Source organism: Photobacterium sp. Ph5 (assembly GCF_022129445.1).
Taxonomy (GTDB): Bacteria; Pseudomonadota; Gammaproteobacteria; order Enterobacterales; family Vibrionaceae; genus Photobacterium.
In genome coordinates this window covers 62,319-79,958 of sequence record NZ_JADQAQ010000007.1, presented here as the reverse complement: position 1 = coordinate 79,958, position 17,640 = coordinate 62,319, and the positions used below count along the sequence as shown (strand labels likewise).

General features: G+C 38.9%; 20 protein-coding genes. 10 read left to right on the top strand and 10 right to left on the bottom strand.

Annotation, left to right across the window (positions count from 1 at the left end):
* Window positions 1-26: 26 nt before the first annotated feature.
* The 4 genes from I3259_RS04655 to I3259_RS04640 are packed head-to-tail and all read right to left on the bottom strand — an operon-like array spanning window position 27 to window position 2,834.
* Window positions 27-896 carry an ABC transporter substrate-binding protein gene (locus I3259_RS04655; RefSeq protein WP_238028549.1) on the bottom strand — a complete coding sequence of 290 codons (870 nt, stop codon included), beginning with the start codon at window positions 894-896 and terminating at the stop codon, window positions 27-29.
* Window positions 889-1,314, bottom strand: coding sequence for a biopolymer transporter ExbD (locus I3259_RS04650; protein WP_105060049.1), 426 nt, complete (start codon window positions 1,312-1,314; stop codon window positions 889-891). Before I3259_RS04650 ends, I3259_RS04655 begins: the two co-directional genes overlap by 8 nt.
* Window positions 1,311-2,012: a MotA/TolQ/ExbB proton channel family protein gene (locus I3259_RS04645; RefSeq protein ID WP_238028548.1), complete on the bottom strand. Its 702-nt coding sequence runs from the start codon at window positions 2,010-2,012 to the stop codon at window positions 1,311-1,313. The genes I3259_RS04650 and I3259_RS04645 overlap by 4 nt, the downstream gene beginning before the upstream one ends.
* Window positions 2,013-2,015: 3 nt before the next feature.
* On the bottom strand, window positions 2,016-2,834 hold the full coding sequence (locus I3259_RS04640; protein WP_238028547.1) for an energy transducer TonB: 819 nt from the start codon (window positions 2,832-2,834) through the stop codon (window positions 2,016-2,018).
* A 381-nt stretch (window positions 2,835-3,215) separates the two neighbouring features.
* Here I3259_RS04640 and hutX point away from each other — a divergent pair, with 381 nt between their 5' ends.
* The 3 genes from hutX (at window position 3,216) to I3259_RS04625 (ending at window position 4,956) form a co-directional block, all read left to right on the top strand.
* Window positions 3,216-3,731, top strand: a complete 516-nt coding sequence (hutX, locus tag I3259_RS04635) for a heme utilization cystosolic carrier protein HutX (protein ID WP_238028546.1) — start codon at window positions 3,216-3,218, stop codon at window positions 3,729-3,731.
* A 55-nt stretch (window positions 3,732-3,786) separates the two neighbouring features.
* Window positions 3,787-4,344: a heme utilization protein HutZ gene (gene hutZ / locus I3259_RS04630; RefSeq protein WP_238028545.1), complete on the top strand. Its 558-nt coding sequence runs from the start codon at window positions 3,787-3,789 to the stop codon at window positions 4,342-4,344.
* A gap of 204 nt (window positions 4,345-4,548) precedes the next feature.
* Window positions 4,549-4,956 (top strand): hypothetical protein, encoded by a 408-nt coding sequence (locus I3259_RS04625; RefSeq protein WP_005368261.1) that lies wholly within the window; start codon window positions 4,549-4,551, stop codon window positions 4,954-4,956.
* Between the two features lie 84 nt (window positions 4,957-5,040).
* Here the strand turns inward: I3259_RS04625 and I3259_RS04620 are convergent, their stop codons facing one another.
* Both I3259_RS04620 and I3259_RS04615 read right to left on the bottom strand, forming a co-directional pair.
* Window positions 5,041-6,285 (bottom strand): trypsin-like serine protease, encoded by a 1,245-nt coding sequence (locus tag I3259_RS04620; protein WP_238028544.1) that lies wholly within the window; start codon window positions 6,283-6,285, stop codon window positions 5,041-5,043.
* 255 nt (window positions 6,286-6,540) lie between these two features.
* Window positions 6,541-7,107 carry a hypothetical protein gene (locus I3259_RS04615; protein ID WP_238028543.1) on the bottom strand — a complete coding sequence of 189 codons (567 nt, stop codon included), beginning with the start codon at window positions 7,105-7,107 and terminating at the stop codon, window positions 6,541-6,543.
* Between the two features lie 315 nt (window positions 7,108-7,422).
* Here I3259_RS04615 and hypB point away from each other — a divergent pair, with 315 nt between their 5' ends.
* Genes hypB through I3259_RS04590 form a run of 5 tightly spaced genes read left to right on the top strand, consistent with a single transcriptional unit; the run spans window position 7,423 to window position 10,892 of the window.
* Entirely contained in the window at window positions 7,423-8,154 is a 732-nt protein-coding gene (hypB, locus tag I3259_RS04610) for a hydrogenase nickel incorporation protein HypB (protein WP_005368248.1), read from the top strand.
* A gap of 5 nt (window positions 8,155-8,159) precedes the next feature.
* On the top strand, window positions 8,160-8,402 hold the full coding sequence (locus I3259_RS04605) for a HypC/HybG/HupF family hydrogenase formation chaperone (protein WP_238028542.1): 243 nt from the start codon (window positions 8,160-8,162) through the stop codon (window positions 8,400-8,402).
* The gene (gene hypD / locus I3259_RS04600) at window positions 8,399-9,517 is read left to right on the top strand and encodes a hydrogenase formation protein HypD (protein WP_238028541.1); all 1,119 of its coding nucleotides are present in this window, start codon (window positions 8,399-8,401) and stop codon (window positions 9,515-9,517) included. Before I3259_RS04605 ends, hypD begins: the two co-directional genes overlap by 4 nt.
* A gap of 2 nt (window positions 9,518-9,519) precedes the next feature.
* On the top strand, window positions 9,520-10,551 hold the full coding sequence (gene hypE / locus I3259_RS04595) for a hydrogenase expression/formation protein HypE (protein WP_238028540.1): 1,032 nt from the start codon (window positions 9,520-9,522) through the stop codon (window positions 10,549-10,551).
* On the top strand, window positions 10,551-10,892 hold the full coding sequence (locus I3259_RS04590) for a hydrogenase maturation nickel metallochaperone HypA (RefSeq protein ID WP_238028539.1): 342 nt from the start codon (window positions 10,551-10,553) through the stop codon (window positions 10,890-10,892). The genes hypE and I3259_RS04590 overlap by 1 nt, the downstream gene beginning before the upstream one ends.
* A gap of 946 nt (window positions 10,893-11,838) precedes the next feature.
* On the opposite strand, the gene I3259_RS04585 is transcribed toward I3259_RS04590, so the two are convergent.
* Window positions 11,839-12,831, bottom strand: coding sequence for a LysR substrate-binding domain-containing protein (locus I3259_RS04585; RefSeq protein ID WP_238028538.1), 993 nt, complete (start codon window positions 12,829-12,831; stop codon window positions 11,839-11,841).
* 81 nt (window positions 12,832-12,912) lie between these two features.
* Between I3259_RS04585 and I3259_RS04580 the strand changes: the two genes are divergently transcribed.
* Window positions 12,913-13,764 carry an aminotransferase class IV gene (locus tag I3259_RS04580; RefSeq protein WP_238028537.1) on the top strand — a complete coding sequence of 284 codons (852 nt, stop codon included), beginning with the start codon at window positions 12,913-12,915 and terminating at the stop codon, window positions 13,762-13,764.
* On the top strand, window positions 13,688-14,491 hold the full coding sequence (locus I3259_RS04575) for a hypothetical protein (protein WP_238028536.1): 804 nt from the start codon (window positions 13,688-13,690) through the stop codon (window positions 14,489-14,491). Before I3259_RS04580 ends, I3259_RS04575 begins: the two co-directional genes overlap by 77 nt.
* A gap of 109 nt (window positions 14,492-14,600) precedes the next feature.
* Here I3259_RS04575 and I3259_RS04570 read toward each other — a convergent pair whose 3' ends face one another.
* The 3 genes from I3259_RS04570 to cybH are packed head-to-tail and all read right to left on the bottom strand — an operon-like array spanning window position 14,601 to window position 17,634.
* On the bottom strand, window positions 14,601-16,343 hold the full coding sequence (locus I3259_RS04570; protein WP_238028535.1) for a hypothetical protein: 1,743 nt from the start codon (window positions 16,341-16,343) through the stop codon (window positions 14,601-14,603).
* Window positions 16,340-16,885, bottom strand: coding sequence for a HyaD/HybD family hydrogenase maturation endopeptidase (locus tag I3259_RS04565; protein ID WP_045151250.1), 546 nt, complete (start codon window positions 16,883-16,885; stop codon window positions 16,340-16,342). Before I3259_RS04565 ends, I3259_RS04570 begins: the two co-directional genes overlap by 4 nt.
* A 5-nt stretch (window positions 16,886-16,890) precedes the next feature.
* Window positions 16,891-17,634: a Ni/Fe-hydrogenase, b-type cytochrome subunit gene (gene cybH / locus I3259_RS04560; protein ID WP_238028534.1), complete on the bottom strand. Its 744-nt coding sequence runs from the start codon at window positions 17,632-17,634 to the stop codon at window positions 16,891-16,893.
* Window positions 17,635-17,640 lie beyond the last annotated feature (6 nt).

Here is a 17,640-nt window from a genome sequence, read left to right as displayed (position 1 = left end):
ATAAATAGGGATGATAGAGGCGTAATTTAAGGGTAAATAGCCTGATTAAGTTTTAAAGCTTCATCAACACTTTCGAGCCCTAAACCACCAATGAGCGCAGTACTTTTTATTGTGAGTAATGCATTATTTGTTGCAGCTGGTGTTGCGGCAAGTAATGGCATCTTGGCAATAAGATCTTGCATGTTTTTGATCTTGCTGGTTGTACGTGTGCTCAATAAAATAATATCTGGTTGCATGGTAACAATAGCTTCACCAGAAATAGGCTTGTAGTTACTGATTGATGTTGCAGCAGGGTTTTTAGCGCCAGCAAGTGTAATAATGCTATCTGCAGTGGTATTGCTTCCTGCAATGTTAATTGGGCGTCCATCATGGATCATTAAGAACAAGACTTTTTTAGGTGTCTTAATATTGGCTGTTGCGGTATTAATTTTATTTAGCTGAACATTAAGTTTCTGTTTTAGTTTTTCAGCACGATCTTGATGATCAGTGAGTTTAGCAATCTGATCGATACGTATAAGCAAATCTTTGACCGTTTCCCCAGAATTAACAATATCAACTTCAACACCTGACTGCTCAAGCAGGTTAAGTGTGCTTTGTGGCCCCATTTCATTAGAACCAACAAGGTGAGTAGGGGATAAAGACATTAAGTTTTCTGCTGAAAGTTGGCGGTGATAACCCACTTTAGGAATCGATTTATTCACTAATCCTTTACTTGTTAGATCAACAGCGACGACTTGATCATTAGCATCTAAGGCGTTAATGATTTGAGTCACTGAAGCACCAGCACTGATGATTTTATTTTTTTCAGTTGCTGACTCCGTATTTGCTTGCGCGTAGCTACTAAGTCCTAACACCAGCGTTAATAAAGAGGTCTTTAATAGAGAGGGTTTATTCATTGTTTGATTCTTCCATAAGTAGCTGAGTCGCTTTTATATTATTTTCTTGCAAGAAAGCGAGTAATTTGAGCATTTGTTCAACAGAGGCTGCTTTATCTGCACCAATCACAACAGGTTTCGTTGGGTTAGTTTTCACTTCTTGTAACAAGGCTGTTTTGAAGTCATCCCATTGATTGATTTTATTACCTTGCAGTGCCCAATAAGGCGCTTTTGAAACTAAATTAATAGCAATAGGATCGGCTTGGGTTGTCTGTAATGTTTTGGTTGCTGTTTGTGGTAAATCGACATCGAGGGCTTTAATTTTCACTGTGGCTGTTAACAGTAAAAACACCATGACAATAAAAATAATATCCAGTAAAGGAGTCAGATCTGGATTCATTTCTTCGGTTTGGAAAACGCTACTGTTGGCTTTGATCATGATGCAGTCCCATTAACGGCAGGGTTTTGCTCACAGGTATCACAGGCTGATGTTTTCCCGTTTTCAGCGTCAACATTCATCCCTTCAAGCCAAAGATTACAACGGTTTAAACTGTGTTCTAGTTTAGCCGTAACATTATCAGCCCATAGCCCAAGTAGTTGTGCACCAGTAATGGCAGGAAGTGCGATGATCAAACCAGCAGCTGTTGTTCGCATAGCAAGACCAAGGCCGTCAGCAAGATCGCTGGGAGTCACAGAGCCTGTGGAATGGGAAATACCGGTAAACATATCAATTAAGCCAAGTACTGTACCGAGTAAACCAAGTAACGGACTAATAACACCAATCAAACTTAATAATCGTAAACCTGAACGTAATTCAGTACGTTTTTGAATTAACCAAATAGCTGCGGCATCTTCACGTAATGGTTTAGTGAAATGGCGATGCGCAATTAACATCGCAATTCCTTTATAAAGCAATGGACGTTGCTGTTTTAACTCCTCGGTTAATTTATCAAGCGTGTGTTCGTCGTGACGATTTTGTCGAGCAAGGAGTGCTGTAACTTTTGTTTTACCTACACCGGTACATAACAAAACTTGAATCAGACGCTCAGTTAAAATCATAACAGTGAGCACTGAACAAATAATAAGAGGCCACGCCATTAGGCCAAGTTGCTGGTTTAGGTTGTCAATAAAAGGCATGATTTAATCCAATTTGAAACGAACGGGAATTTGAACACGGTGTGCAATAGCAATGCCGTCAACAATATGGGGTGAGAAACGCCACTTTTTAATCGCTTTAAGTGCCGCATTATCAAGCACATTAGCGCCAGATGATTTGATCAGCTTCTGTTTAACTTGATGACCATCTTTTGCAATCTGTACTTCAACTAATACTGTGCCTTCAATTCCACGACGTTTTGCTAATCGTGGATACTTCACAGCGGAAGGTTTCGTGGCAAACGTGGGTTTTGAGACAAGTTGAGGTGAATTTGCTCCAACCGTTGTCTTTTTAGCTTTAGTTGTATTATTTAATGCCAGTTGTGATGACACAGGCTTGGTATAATCTGTTGCTTTAAGTTCAAACTTCTCAGTTTTTCTTTGGGTTTTTCTTTGGGTTTTTGTTACGTTTTTAGAAACTGTTTTTTTCTCCACTTTCTTCTGAATATTTTTCGTTACTGGCTTCTTTACTGTTTTTTGGTGAGCTTTCTTTTTTGGCTGAACAGGAGCCTTAACTGTTTTCTTTTCAGGTTGTGACTTTTTGACCAACTTTTTCATTGTTGTTTTTGGTGTTGGCGTGGTTTTAGCAACAGGTTGAGGAGTCACTATAGCGGGTGGTTGCGCCTTAGCAGGTTCAACGATGGGTTCTGGTTTTATATTAGGCAGTGATACCAAGTTGACGGCCACGCTTGTCGACTTTTCAAGAGGGACAGTAATGATCTTCTTCTCTGGCATTGCTGACACAATAAGACTGTGGAAGAGAATAGAGGCACAGCCAGCAATGAGATAACGTTTAATATTCACAATGTAAGCCTTATTGAACAGATGAAGGAATGTGAACTAAATGTTTAATTGCGTTTTTTAGCATGGTTTGTTTCTTAATATAGTTCCGTTTATTCAATGAATTAGGTTTATTTTATAAATGTAACACTAATGTTTATAACGCGTATTAACCTCATTATCCATGAAATACGAATAATATCAATTATCATTTGCAATATTATTTAATCGTTAATATCATGAACAAAGTTAGTCGATGATGTAAGACTTAGACTTGCTCAATTGAGAACGTCTAAGTAACAAAGGCTAAATTAAAAATGCATAGAATTTTATGGACGCAATAAATAGTTTTTTTCTATAGAAGCCGGTTGTATAGAAAAATATCTAAAGAGAAGGAAAACCAAGGTGTTTGAGCAATACACTCGTGAAGAATTGAAATTGAAAGTCGCTGCTTTATTAGCTGAGAACCCTAAACTTCATGCTGTTTCAATCGCAGAGCAATTAGCAGTAACAGAAGGTGAGGTTGTCATGTCTTACCCTGATGAAATGGTGTGTTTATTGCCCGGTCATTTAGCGAAAACAATTTTAGAATCGTTACCTGAATGGGGACCGGTGACTACGATTGTGCATTCAATGGGTTCTATTTTCGAAGTAAAAGCGGCGTTCCCCAAAGGCAAAGAAGCGCGTGGATATTATAATTTAATGGGTAAAGAGGGCGAGTTACATGGTCACTTACGTTTAGAGCATGTCTCTGACGTTGCGCTCGTTAGTAAACCCTTTATGGGGCAGGAAAGTTACTTCATCGGTTTTTTTGCCGTAACAGGCGAGTGTGTATTTAAAGTCTATTTAGGTAGAGACAAACAACGTAACTTGTTCCCAGAACAAATTGAGAAATTTAAGTTGTTAAAACAAATTAAATAAATCTAGTCGAAGAACTAGGCCAAAGTAAAGTTAGTCAAATTGAGGAAGAAATATCATGAGTGAAGTAAAACAGGAACGTTTGCAAAATCGCCTTGGTCCTGAGATTGAAGAATTCCGCGAAGCATGCCAAACGCTACAATTAGCGACGGTAGATGCGAACGGTAAACCCAATGTGAGCTATGCACCGTTTGCTTTGCTTGATGATGGTTATTACGTATTAATTAGCCAAATTGCTAAACATGCCAGAAATTTACTTGAAAACCCGCAAGTCTCTTTAATGATGATTGAAGACGAATCTGCATCTAAAGCACTTTACGCCCGTAAGCGTCTAACGTTTGAAGCTGATGTGAGTGTGATTGAACGAAAATCTGATCGTTGGCATCAAGGAATTGCTGCACTGCAAACGCGTTTTGGTGAAATTGTAGAAGGCTTAAGTGGTTTAGAAGATTTTTCATTGTTCCGCTTAGCGCCGACTCAAGGTTTATTCGTTAAAGGTTTTGGACAGGCATTCCAAGTAAGTGGCGATGATTTAGTAGATTTTGTTCATCTACAAGAAGGTCACCGTCGTGTTAAAGACGGGAGTGAGATCGAGTCAGCAGAAGAAAAACTGTAGTATCTAGAATGGTTTTCACGTGAATGCCTATACAGTAATGTATGGGCATTTGTTCGTTTAGGGTGTTATAGCAGACTTTAGCGAAGTGTAAACAAGCTGTTTTGATCCTGATCATCGTAATTTGCAGCGAAACTTGAAGTCGCTAAAATACCTGTGATAATTAGGGGTAAATCATTACCTTTATTGCTGATTTGGATTAACGTTATGACACAAGATAATAAAAAAGGCGTTTGGTTTGCGTATATAGCAAGCTTTCTTACTCCGTTTACACTGCTTACCTCTGGTATTGTGGCGATCATTTATGCAGGGTACCAATTAAACAAAGGTACAGACGAACTTACATATAGTCACTATTACTCCATTATCCGTAGCTTCTTTTTATTCTTTACATTTTTTGTGGTATTGGGTGTAACAGCGGCAACAACAACGGGTATGGTTGCCGGTGCTGATTATTGGGTACAAGGTTCAATGCTTCATGATGTAATGAATACTGTGTTAAATGTTCTACCATTTGTTGGCGGTGCCATTGCTATCGTTGCTGTACTTTATTGGCTGTTTAAAATTATTAAAGGCATGAGAATGCTAAGTCAAGATAAGCCAGTGTGCTTGTAACTGATTAGAATAAAAGAAAAGAGTGGCTTGATAGCCACTCTTTCTTTGCTTTGAGTCAATTGAAAGAGGATATAAACAATATGTTTAACTCATTAGCTGTCGGTTATAAATAGTCATTACGTCATTATTGATGATGTATGGTGCACGATACGCTGTAGGTTCAACTGAGATTACTTCTGGAACAGAGCAATCATTCCAATCACATACATCACCACAATCTAGTACACCTTCAGGGCATTCAGGAGTAACTACTGGTGGTTCGATACAATCGATCGCCCAATCACAAGGGTCACCACAGTCCATTACGCCAACAGGACATTCAGGGTCGACAGTTGGTCCATCACAATTGCCAGCAAGGATACAGGCATCTAGTCCACAATCTTGAACACCAACAGGACATTCAGGGTCAACAGTTGGTCCATCACAATTGCCAGCAAGGACACAGGCATCTAGTCCACAATCTTGAACACCAACAGGACATTCAGGGTCGACAGTTGGTCCTTCGCAATTACCAGCAAGAACACAGGCATCTAATCCGCAATCTTGGACGCCAACAGGGCACTCAGGATCAACCGTTGGTCCTTCGCAATTACCAGCAAGGACGCAGGCACCTAGTCCACAATCTTGAACACCAACCGGACATTCTGGTGGCTCCGTACATGTCCCATCTGCTTCACAAGCTAATGTATCTAACAGAGTTTGACGATCTATCCAGTTGACAGATTCACCTGAATTTTCTGCAACAATACGATCTATTTTTTTCGCTAAACTTGCGGTTTGAATCGCTTGGTAGCGGCTATGCGTTAAGCCAATTTGAACATCACCGAGTGATTGAGTTTCTATCACCCAAGCTCCCCCTTTGAAATTTTTTTCAAAGTAAACAGGTCTTGTATTATGACGTGCTGTTTTTTTGTTTTTACCTTTAGCACTGTATGATGCAATCATTTGAAAACCGTGAAGTGCAGAGACTGAAAATCGCCCGTGCTCTGGTAATAATGGATAACGGAGCAGTGCGACTTGTGGGGTATTTTCTAATGGTGCTGCAAGTTGTAATAAAACAAACTTTTTGTTTTTAAACTTAAAGGCCTTTTTAACAGTGCTGATATTTATTGTATTTAAGCTATTAGTAGATGCGATATTAATGGTTGAATTGTTAGTACCTTTTACACATTTTAAGGCAGTTAATACCCAGCTAGGACTAATAACTGAACCTTGGCATTGTGTTGTTTGCAAGGTATTTAGATTAAAGCTTTCTACACTCACATGATACTTTTTTTCAATGTTCGGGTGTATAGGGGGGGAGACCGCTGATGCATTATATGAAAACATAAGCAATGCCATCGCTGAAAGTAAATTTACGTAAGATATCATAGCGTTATCACTCTGTTGAACGTCGGTTTAACAGCAGAAAGAAACTTTAAGTTAATTCACTATAAAATCTTAGTAATAAGATTGTTTATTATCAATGAGAATAAAAATATTTCGTTTTAACTTTTTTGTCTTTATTAATTTATAGAAAAGCTAATAAACAAAAATAAAAAAGGATAGCCATAGCTATCCTTTTTTATTCGTTAATAGTAATAATTAACTTTTAAATTGTTTCACTAAGCTATCTAACTCAGTAAGCAGTTTCTCTGCTTTAGGATCTTGTTTCTTCATTGCTGTAAGTACATCTTTTTGTACTTGTTTGTCTTGCTTGCTAATTGCAGGATCAGACAGGATAGATTTTTGCTGCTTAGCTAGTTCCATACGAATATTGGTGAACTCTTTTACAAGCTCAGTACGCTTCGCATTAGATAAACCTTCTTTACGCGCCTCAAGTTGGATTTCTTGAGCGCGTTTGATTAGCTTCTCTGGGTTGTAGCCTTTTGCTTTTACTTTATTGTTAAAAGCTGTTTCGTAAGCTTTTAGCTCTTTTACTAATTCAGGATGAGATTGAAGAGTCTGATGGCGGATGCCCGCAAGCTCTTGCTGAATCATACCGATACGATTAGCAATATTTTGCTGTTGAGCAGTAATTTGAGGTGCTGCAGCAGGAACAACGGCAGTCTCTTTAGCCATAGCAGGAGCTGCGGTAAATGCGCATGCAAGTGCTAGAGGAACAGCAGCTTTTAGTAGCTTTGATTTTAAGCTTGATGTTTTAGTATGCATATGACTTCTCTTTTTCATGTTGATGCCGCTAAGATACGATGCGTTTTAATCTGTATTGTCAGATGATTGTCATTAAGTCTGAATATGAGCTGACAATTGCTCGCATTGATTGCGAATTAATCTCTATTACTAATATCGTAAATCATAGTTCTACGCAAATAAATCGTCATACAATTGCAATATTCCCTTATAGCATAGATAATTAAGGCTAAATTTTTGGTTGTTGTTGATTAAGTAGCCATTTTATACCTTTTTGCATTGCAAGGCTTACCTCTTTCTTGTTTTTCCGGTAAGCCGATGTCGGTTGGAGTTCCTATGTGTCAAGATTGCGGTTGTTCACTAGCCGGTGGTGATCATCACCATCATCACCAATTACAAGCAAACCCTCAGCTTAATGATAAAAAAACATTATCTGTTATTCATAAAATCCTTGATAAGAATGATGTTGAAGCAGCACATAACCGTGCACATTTTAATGCTAAAAATGTGACAGCATTTAACTTAATGAGTAGTCCTGGCAGCGGTAAAACGACGTTATTAGAACATCTACATCAGTATACACCGCTGAAATATGCAGTTGTTGAAGGTGACTTAGAAACATCACGCGACGCTGATCGATTAAAAGCGCAGGGGATTAATGCATATCAAATTCAAACGGGCTCGGCCTGCCACCTTGATGCATTTATGGTGCATTCAGCACTTCATCATATTGAATTAGATGATCTTGACATTTGTTTCGTTGAAAACGTCGGTAACCTTGTTTGTCCTGCGAGTTACGATGTGGGTACGCATAAAAATATCGTATTGGTCTCAGTACCAGAAGGCGATGATAAAATTGAAAAATACCCAGTGATGTTCCGTCGCGCTGATGTAGTTCTTATCACTAAGTGTGATTTATTGCCGTATTTTGATTTCAGTATTGAAGAAGCAAAAGCGCAACTACAAAAACTTAATCCTAATGTTGAAGTTATTTCATTATCAACCAAAGATCCTGAAAGCTTCCAACCGCTTGTTTCATGGATTAACAACAATCTTATTGAAGGATAATTATCATGTGTTTATCTATTCCTTCACAGGTGGTTGAGTTACATCCTGAAGAAAATAGCGTCACGGTTGATACTATGGGGGTTAAGCGCACAGTAAGCTGTCATCTATTAACTGAGCCTTTGGTGTTAGGGGATTATGTACTTATCCATATTGGTTTTGTAATGAGCAAAATTGATGATAAAGACGCCCAAGAAAGTTTAGAAATGTATCGTTTACTGTTGGCTGAAGCAGGGCCATTAGCATTATGAGTTTTGATTTAAAACAGCTATATCAAGGCTTTCGTGATGCTGATACCGTGCTGAGTTTAGCCGAACAAATAAAAGCGATAGCGCCACAATTACCAGAGCCTTTAAAAGTGATGGAAGTGTGTGGTGGTCATACTCATACCATTATGAAGTATGGTTTAAAGCAGTTACTGCCCGAGAATATTGATTTTATTCATGGTCCTGGTTGTCCTGTTTGTGTCATGCCCAAAGAACGTATTGATCATGCCGCTGCACTGGCATGCCAACCCAATGTTATTTTAGTTACCCTTGGCGATATGATCCGCGTTCCGGGGTCTAAAGGTAGTTTGGCGCAATATCGTGCTAAAGGCTGTGATATTCGACCTATCTACGATCCGCTTGATTGCTTAACCATTGCAACAGAAAATCCAGATAAAGAGGTGGTTTTCTTTGCAATTGGTTTTGAAACCTCAACGCCTATGACTGCAGTGTTAGTTGAACTAGCCGAGCAACGCCAAATCAATAACCTTTATTTTCACATTAACCATGTATTAGTGCCGCCTGCCGTTGATGCTGTAATGGCTGATCCAGCGGTAAAAGTGAATGCGTTTATCGGTCCATCACATGTGAGTGTGATTGAAGGGGCGAAGATTTATCGTCCGTTGGTTGAGAAATACAATACTCCCGTTGTGGTTGCAGGTTTTGAACCTGTTGATGTGATGGAATCTATTCTTCGTATCACTAAACAAAAAATCGCTGGTGAATCTGAACTCGACGTGCAGTATACGCGTGCAGTAACAGAAGAGGGGAATACGGTTGCTCAACAAGCCGTAAAACGTTGTTTTGATGTGCGCGATAGTTTCCGCTGGCGTGGCTTAGGGCCTATTGCTAACTCAGCCTTAAAACTCAACGCTGCTTATCAACACCGTGATGCTGAAATTCGTTTTGCGGATTGCTTACCCATGACACCAATTGATGATCATAAAGCGTGTCAATGTGGTGATATTCTTCGTGGCTTAGCTAAACCACAAGATTGTAAAGTGTTTGGTCGAGGCTGCACACCACAAACCCCATTGGGTAGCTGTATGGTGAGCTCTGAAGGTGCATGTAATGCTTATTTCCGTTACCGAGGTGTTTAATAATGACTGATATTGATTTAACAACCCTGTCTACGACCAAGTCGATTCAATTAAGTCACGGTGGCGGTGGTCAGGAAATGAATAAGCTGATCAAAGGCTTATTCTTTAAAGCGTTTGATAACGATATCCTTCGTAATGAAGAAGATGCTGCGGTTTTAACACTGGAAGGTAAAACGGCTTTTACTACCGATTCCTTTACGGTTTCGCCATTGTTTTTTGCTGGTGGCAATATCGGTAAATTAGCCATTGCAGGTACGGTGAATGATCTCGCAATGATGGGCGCAAAACCTCAGTATTTGAGTTGCAGTGTGATCATCGAAGAAGGCTTTGATGTTGCTAATCTAAAAACCATTGTTGATAGCATGGCCAATGAGCTTAGTATTTCTGGTGCTAAGATCGTGTGTGGTGATACTAAAGTTGTGCCGAAAGGCTGTGCGGATGGTTTGTTCATCAATACCACTGGTGTTGGCACTATTACCAAATCTGGTATTTCAGTACGTAACCTAAAACAGGGCGATGCAATCATTGTTTCTCGTGATATTGGTCGTCATGGCGCTGCTATTTTAATGGCACGTGAAGGGCTAACGCTAGAATCTGAACTTATCAGTGATTGCAATACCTTGTGGCCAGCAGTTGAGGCGTTAATTGCTGCTGATCTTGATATTCATGCAATGCGTGATGCCACGCGTGGTGGCTTATCTGCAGTACTTAACGAATGGGCGCAAGCATCTGGCATTGGTATCAATGTGGTTGAAGATGACGTACCTGTTAGTGAAGAGGTACGTGGCCTTTGTGAGTTATACGGTTTTGAACCGTTTGATCTTGCAAATGAAGGAACATTTATTATCGCACTACCACAGGAACAAGCAGAAAAAGCATTAGAAGTATTAAATGCATTTGCTGCGTGTGGTGATGCTGCCATTATCGGTGAAGTCAGTGACGATTATGCAGGGCGTGTAATTTTAACTAGCGGATGGGGTAGTCGTCGTTACCTTGATTTACCACAAGGTGAGTTACTTCCGAGGATCTGTTAATGCATGAATATTCCATTGTTGGCGCTTTAATTGAACAATGCGAACAACATGCAGAAGATAATGATGCGACCAAAGTAACTCGTGTTGCAATCAAAGTCGGTATTTTAAGCGGTGTTGAACCTGCATTATTAGAAACAGCCTTTCAAACCTTTAAGTTAGAAGGGGTTTGTCATGACGCTATATTTGAAATGCAAATCCAACCATTAGTGTTATCGTGTTTCGAGTGTGGGCAAGAAACCACTCATAACGAGCGCAGTATTATATGTAGCCATTGCCAAAGTAATCGTACAGAGGTAATTGATGGCGAAGATTTAATGCTGATGCAGTTAGAGCTTGAGTAAAAACACACTAAAAATTACGTTCTAAAAAAAAGGCAATACTGGTTTTTATCGTTATTGCCTTTTTTGTGATCTATTTACTACTGATCTCACTTGGTGCAAGGATCAATGATTGTGCCACAGCCTACTGGATATTATGTTACAGCTTGATCTTCCAGTGATATTTATGGCAAATATCACGAGTATTCAGAAATCTTAGCGCATAATCATAACACTACGGGACTGTTATAAAGTCCGATATCTGTATTTATAATTTATATGTGACAATGTCACCTACATTATTACGTTGCCTTTGTCAGTATAATTGAAGATGTTTGTGATTAGATGTCTGAGAAGTATTTTTCAATTGGTTTAGAGATTTCAAGGATAACAGCGTTATGCACTTCAAGATCGTATTATCAGTCAGTGGGTTTGCATTTTGTTAACAAATTATCTTAAACAGACGCATGATCATTAACTGACTGTTTTTTTGACGCTGGTATCACTACGTATAGAGCAGTGATATAAGAAAAATAAGTCGCTATATTATGCTTTTAATTGAGTAATAAGAAGTGCTTTATGAAAAATAAGCCTTATTAAATGTAAGTGTAATAATGGCTTCGAAATGGAATAAAAAAAGCCCCATCGTTAAATGAGGCTTAATAATCAATGAATTCTGATTATTTCTAGGCAAGGGGCCTAATTACCGGCTAGGTATGGAATTAATTTAGATGATTCTAAAGATAATTAAAATCACATTATAATCATTTTGAGATCTTGGTGCTTTAGTGCCTAGTTTTTCATGCTAATCATGTTGCATAGGTGTAATCAATGTAACCGATGTCAAAAAAATGGCGATTTTTTGATGTTCTCATTATTCAAGAATGACTGATTATAAATATTATTTGATTTTTTTCTTGCGCCATACTGATTTTAGAACAAGCTAATTTTATTAGGGCTAACGTTACGTTTATAAAATGCCTTTTCTACGTTCTGAAATATCGAAGCCGAGATCTATAAGGTATTGTTCCATTTCTTGATTATCTTGCTTAATTTGCTGATATAGCCAGTTAAGATAACTCTGTTGTAATGGCTGATAGTGTCTATTGGGTTGACTGAGAAGCACATATCGTAACCCCGTAATTATTGGCATGTTAAACGGGATGACGAGACGCCCATTAGTGAGTGCTTCAAAAGCAAATAAAAAATCACAGATTAAGACGCCTAAACCATTTTCTGCAGCAGACAATGCCATATCCAATGTGTCAAATTCATAACCCGTTGTTGTATCAAAATTATGGAGTTGCATTGCTTTAGCCCAAGCTTCCCAATGAATGTGACCATCTAATCGAGTATGCAGTAAAGTATGATTAACAAGATCTTGCGCTGACTTTATTTGACCATTGCGGGCAAGGTAATCAGGTGAAACGACTACAAATAACGACTCTTCACGTAGTAATTCTGTTCGCAAATTATTAAAAGGGTAATTAATACAAGCATGAATGACTAATTGGTTGGGTTCTGTTTGAATATAGTCTGTGATAGTCCGTAACCACGTTGTTTCGATATGTAGCGATAGTTCAGGTAGGTTTTTGTGAAGTAGTTCCATACGTGGAATTAACCAACGACTCGCAAAGGTTGGTGGGGCTTGTAAGCGTAATTGACCGGCTTGACCCTGAATCGTATCAATAGCTTGTTGTAGGCAGTCTAATGCCTCTACACAGCCAGTATAAAATAAACGTCCAGTCTCTGTTAAATCAATCTTTTGCCCTTTTCTTATAAAGAGAGATGTATTTAAGAATCGCTCTAAACCTTTAATTTGTTTGCTAACACCACTTTGCGTGATCGAAAGTTCTTCAGCTGCCAGTGTAAAGTTTAAATGGCGTGCTGCAGACTCGAAAACACGAATAGATTGCTGTGATGGTAGCTGTTGATAACGATGCCTAGTATAACTCTTTGTCATGATTGGATAACCATAAGTCGTTTGTTTATAGCATAATCATCGCATAACCTGATGTTATTAGGTAGTTTGATGATTCTAATAATGACTGAACGGAATAGTATGAACTTGGCGTTTTTTAATGGTAAATACATGCCTTTAAATGAGGTTGCGATATCACCGTTTGATCGCGGTTTTTTATTTGGAGATAGTATTTATGAGGTTATACCTGTATATAGCGGAAAGATGCTAGAAGGCGAACTTCATCTTCAGCGATTATTGAATGGTTTAAGTGCTGTTGGTATTGAATCACCTTATAGCTTACTTGATTGGCGAGAGTTGATAAGTAATATAATCATTGAAGCAGAAGCAACTCAGATGATTTATATCCAAGTAACACGAGGAGTTGAAGAATCGAGAAATCACCGCTTTCCTGTCAAAGTAGCACCGTCAGTATTAATCTTTGCAACGCCATTTACGTCTCCTATTGATCTTTCATATCCTGGCTGTGCTGCAATATTACAAAGTGATAAGCGCTGGCTAAATTGTCATATAAAAGCAACGAGCTTATTAGCAAATGTGATGGCATATCGGCGACTTTATTTAGAGGGGAAACCACAGGATGAAGCGTTATTTATACGTAATGGATACGTGGTTGAAGCTGCTAGTAGCAATTTGTTTATGGTCAAAGATAAGGTCATTTATACACCTCCGATTGATAATATTCTGCCGGGAATTACGCGTCATATTATTCTTCAAATTGCTGAAAAATTGCAATATCAAGTCTATGAAATAGCGCCCGATAAAAAAACATTGGAAAAAGCTGATGAAGTGTGGGTTTCCAATTCTATTGAAGAACTTAAACCTGTAATAAGGATTGATGATCACTGTATTGGCTCTGGGCAGCCGGGTGAGGTCTGGCGTGAGTTTTGGTTACACTATCAAAGTAAAAAATGAGGTGGATATGAACTATAACAATCAATTACGTTTTTACAGTGGATTAAGATTGAGAAATATAATTATAGTGATGGTATTTGCTATTTTAACAACTAAGGGAAATGCTGCATCATTTAACTCTGAGGTGTGGGAAAGCAATAAAATTGGTTTATTTCCGATGGTGATTAGTAATATGGGGAATAGTGTTGCAGCCTATGATGCTGACTTTAATATGATTACATTTTTTACTCAAGAGAAAAAAGAAACGTGTTTAAAGATGAATGACACTGACCTTGTTATTAATAATAAGCCGATAAAAGTTAAAACCATATATAGTTATCATAACTGTTTAATTCAGGCGAAAAATAAAGAAGATTCAGCTTATATAGTAAGTCAGTTTAAAGATAAATCAAAAGTTGATGTTGGCCCGCTGCATTTTAGTGCGATTGGTTTTAATGATGAGGCTATTTTAACAAATATTGATGAAACAGTTAGCTGGGGTTTTAAAAAAGAAAAACATCTAAATTTCAAATCTATAGGTGCAATGGATGGATGGGAAGGTGTATGGAGCGGTGAAAAGGTTGAGTTATACCAATATAGCCGTAGTAATAATATTACTTTAGATGTTTTTGAAGCAGAGGCATTAGATCAACATGGAACGAATTGGTTTGAGGTCTGCCAATATAAAAACTTATTGATGTTAAGTAGCGGCGATAAAGCATGTAAAGCATTAATACATCACCTATAGATTTTGAATATAATTTAAAACCACCCTAAATATTTATATAAAATTAATTAGAATGTAAAATTAATAATAAAGCTCTAAATTAATAGAGCTTTATTATTTTTATATTCAATTAACGGCGACGCATCTTTAGGTATAACGCACCGGCACTTAGGTTACTGCCATCGAGTTCTAATTGACGGTTAACAGTAATAGCAAAGTTTTTACCTACACGGAGTGATAGACGTTCAGTTAGCACTTCATTGGCAAAATCACTGCCTGCTAAAACCACAGCATTTAAGCCTGTGGTTTCGTCTATACGTTCTAACCAGTTAGCAATAAAGTCAGCTAATGAATCCATGATGCCAAAAGCAAGCTTATCATGTTCTGATTTGTCGACAACTAAGCTGAAGCTCATCAGACTTCCGAGGGTTTTAGCCCATTCAATGGTACGTTTGCCATCTACCATATCTAGTGGGTAATCAACGCGATGGCCTTTTTGCCCGCTGTTTTGTAATGCTTTAGCGATCAGTGCATCGTTTAAGTATTGAATACTATTAGTACTGGATGTTGATAAGCCAAGGATGGTGGCAGCGACAGCAAATAACCCCGATAACTGATTATAACTATCTTCAAGATGAATTTGGCTTAGTGCATGGTAGCTCTCAGGTCGGGATTCTTTAAATTTAGCAAGAATCGTCGCTTGTTCTCCTGCGGTCATCAGGCGAATAATTTCATGCCCTGTTTGCGGCAAGCTAGGCAGTACTAAAAAGCTATCTGTACGGGTAAATTTATCTTGGCAAACAATTTCACCTGCAGCATATCGACCAAAATATATAACCGCGGTATTACGCCCGTTACCTGATTCAATATTACCGCCATGCAACGCACAAATAGGCAGCGCGTGAGAGGGGACATCGTTTGGATGATTTGGTTTGTAGTCGAAATGAATACGACGTTTATGCCAATAAGCATTTAAGCCGTTAATGCAAGCTTGATCGTGTAAGGGTTCAAGGGCTTTGATTGACACTGGAAGATCAAGTTCAGGATCGCTATCGACTTGGCTCCAACCTTTTTCAATCCATGTAATTAAGGGTTGCCAATGGTTGGTATCAATAAATACGAAATCAACGCCTTGTTGACGTAAAATTTCAGTCAGCACTGTGAGCACGCGATTATAGCTAAAACACAAATCATACAAGGGATCCTGTAATTGATGATGTTTCGCTTTGGGCTGTACCGTAACGCGCGGTTTCTCAAGGCTTGATAACGCGAATACGTGTTCTGATGGAGTAAAGAAATGCAAAGGTACATTATTAGGATTACAGATCAGAATTTGTGGGCGTTCTTGCGATGAGGTTAAAACCGGTGTTGTACTGAGTTGGAATACCTGATGCTTACCTTGCTCTGTAGTTAAGGTAAATAACACATTGCCAGTGGTAAGAATATCATTAGCCCAAACTTTTACTTGGTTAATACTGATTGCTTGATGTAAACGCTGCTCGCCATGACAACATACACAAGGTAATGCTAACTCACCAAATTGTGGCGATTGGTTATCGCCTAATAACGGCTCGCAATGTTGGCAAAAGGGTAAGTGATGTTGAGTATTAACCAGAGGGACAATACTGCCTTCACGATGGATGATTTCTTCCACTTTAGATTCAACTAACCAAATGGAAAGCAGGAAATCATTGGCAATTTTTTCAGCTAATGCTTCAAGTTGTGCTTGTTCACCGACCGCTTCAATTAGATAACGATTTTTAACAAAACCAATGGTAATTTCATAAGGTTCATTGGCTAAATAGTCATTACATAATTGCGCATAAAACGGCACTTGGCGTGAGCATTTAAAAGAAAATTGAATTAATTTCATGCATCTACTCCTCGTTTATAAGCGGTTGGGATCAAGCTATTAATCTCAATATTGTTTACGCGTTCGCAGGTAATACCCAAATCCGTTAAATGATTCAGAATCGCTGATTCCATAGTAGGAATAGCAGCATAAATTTTAGGTGTTAGTCCTAAATGCATCGGCTCGAGTACAGTAGGGGTAACACCTAATACGAATGTTTTAGGGCGATCGCCGACCAATTCCATCATGATCAATGTTTGCAGCATTTCTACTTCATGGGCACTGCCTTGCCAGTCGATCTCTGGTGGCGCTTTATCAAAATCGAAAAAGTACACTTCGCCAGCATCTACACCAGCAGCATTAACAGTATCAATCACAATAAGGTGATCATATTGGGTTAAGGTTGGGATCAAACTATGCGCAAGGGTACCGCCATCCACGAGATCAATCTGATGTTCTGGGTGTGAAAAGCGGTAGTTTTCGGTGAGGTAATTGACGAAATGTACGCCGACTCCTTCGTCGGCGTACAAGACATTGCCAATACCAAGTAGCAATATCTTCATTAGTGCTAGTGGCCTTTATGGTCAGTATTTGTGTGGTGAGTATGATGTTGAACTGGGTGGTTACTCTTGTTCTTATCTTTAACGTGCACAGGGTGGTAATCAAAACCCGACATAATGGCGTCAGCTGAGCCATTGCGGAATCGAATACCGGTCCAAATCACCATGTAAACGTGAATTAAGACAAACACGATGAACGCCCAAGTTATTATGTGGTGCCATTCACGAACGTTAGCTAATCCGCCCATAGCATAGGTTACCCACTCAGCTGGCTGCCAGAATAGGCCACCCATACCAAGGTGATACACGTTGGCATATAAGGTTAAGCCTGTGACACACATAAAAATGGCAGCGATAGAAATACCCGCATATACCACTAACTGTAATGGACCGTAAGCACCATGATGGGGTGGTTGCCCAACCCAAAAATAGGCTTTGATTTGCTTCACCCAGCTATTCGGACTTACTGCATCTTTCACCGAGCGACGTTCAACGTTACTGCGACTAAAGAAGAATAAATAAGCACGAATTAAGGTGATGGCCACAAGGATGAATCCAAGCACTTCATGGGCAAAACGCACCCAGCCTTGCTCTAATACGTTAGTGCTATCTGGCGCAACCAAAAATGGCCAAGCAATATAAAAGCCTGTGATGACTAAACCAAATATGGCAAAAGCACGGAGCCAGTGACATAAACGTATAATAAAAGAGAAAACATAGGATCGTTTGTACAACACTGTATCTGTTGACATAAATTC

Excerpts from the sequence above, each read along its gene's own strand:
- cybH (WP_238028534.1), bottom strand. The coding sequence starts at position 17,634 with ATGTCAACAGATACAGTGTTGTACAAACGATCCTATGTTTTCTCTTTT.
- I3259_RS04625 (WP_005368261.1), top strand. The coding sequence starts at position 4,549 with ATGACACAAGATAATAAAAAAGGCGTTTGGTTTGCGTATATAGCAAGC.
- I3259_RS04650 (WP_105060049.1), bottom strand. The coding sequence starts at position 1,314 with ATGATCAAAGCCAACAGTAGCGTTTTCCAAACCGAAGAAATGAATCCA.
- I3259_RS04570 (WP_238028535.1), bottom strand. The coding sequence starts at position 16,343 with ATGAAATTAATTCAATTTTCTTTTAAATGCTCACGCCAAGTGCCGTTT.
- I3259_RS04580 (WP_238028537.1), top strand. The coding sequence starts at position 12,913 with ATGACTGAACGGAATAGTATGAACTTGGCGTTTTTTAATGGTAAATAC.
- I3259_RS04575 (WP_238028536.1), top strand. The coding sequence starts at position 13,688 with ATGATCACTGTATTGGCTCTGGGCAGCCGGGTGAGGTCTGGCGTGAGT.
- hypB (WP_005368248.1), top strand. The coding sequence starts at position 7,423 with ATGTGTCAAGATTGCGGTTGTTCACTAGCCGGTGGTGATCATCACCAT.
- I3259_RS04565 (WP_045151250.1), bottom strand. The coding sequence starts at position 16,885 with ATGAAGATATTGCTACTTGGTATTGGCAATGTCTTGTACGCCGACGAA.
- I3259_RS04585 (WP_238028538.1), bottom strand. The coding sequence starts at position 12,831 with ATGACAAAGAGTTATACTAGGCATCGTTATCAACAGCTACCATCACAG.
- I3259_RS04645 (WP_238028548.1), bottom strand. The coding sequence starts at position 2,012 with ATGCCTTTTATTGACAACCTAAACCAGCAACTTGGCCTAATGGCGTGG.
- I3259_RS04605 (WP_238028542.1), top strand. The coding sequence starts at position 8,160 with ATGTGTTTATCTATTCCTTCACAGGTGGTTGAGTTACATCCTGAAGAA.
- I3259_RS04590 (WP_238028539.1), top strand. The coding sequence starts at position 10,551 with ATGCATGAATATTCCATTGTTGGCGCTTTAATTGAACAATGCGAACAA.
- I3259_RS04620 (WP_238028544.1), bottom strand. The coding sequence starts at position 6,285 with ATGTTTTCATATAATGCATCAGCGGTCTCCCCCCCTATACACCCGAAC.
- hypE (WP_238028540.1), top strand. The coding sequence starts at position 9,520 with ATGACTGATATTGATTTAACAACCCTGTCTACGACCAAGTCGATTCAA.
- hypD (WP_238028541.1), top strand. The coding sequence starts at position 8,399 with ATGAGTTTTGATTTAAAACAGCTATATCAAGGCTTTCGTGATGCTGAT.
- I3259_RS04655 (WP_238028549.1), bottom strand. The coding sequence starts at position 896 with ATGAATAAACCCTCTCTATTAAAGACCTCTTTATTAACGCTGGTGTTA.
- I3259_RS04615 (WP_238028543.1), bottom strand. The coding sequence starts at position 7,107 with ATGCATACTAAAACATCAAGCTTAAAATCAAAGCTACTAAAAGCTGCT.
- hutZ (WP_238028545.1), top strand. The coding sequence starts at position 3,787 with ATGAGTGAAGTAAAACAGGAACGTTTGCAAAATCGCCTTGGTCCTGAG.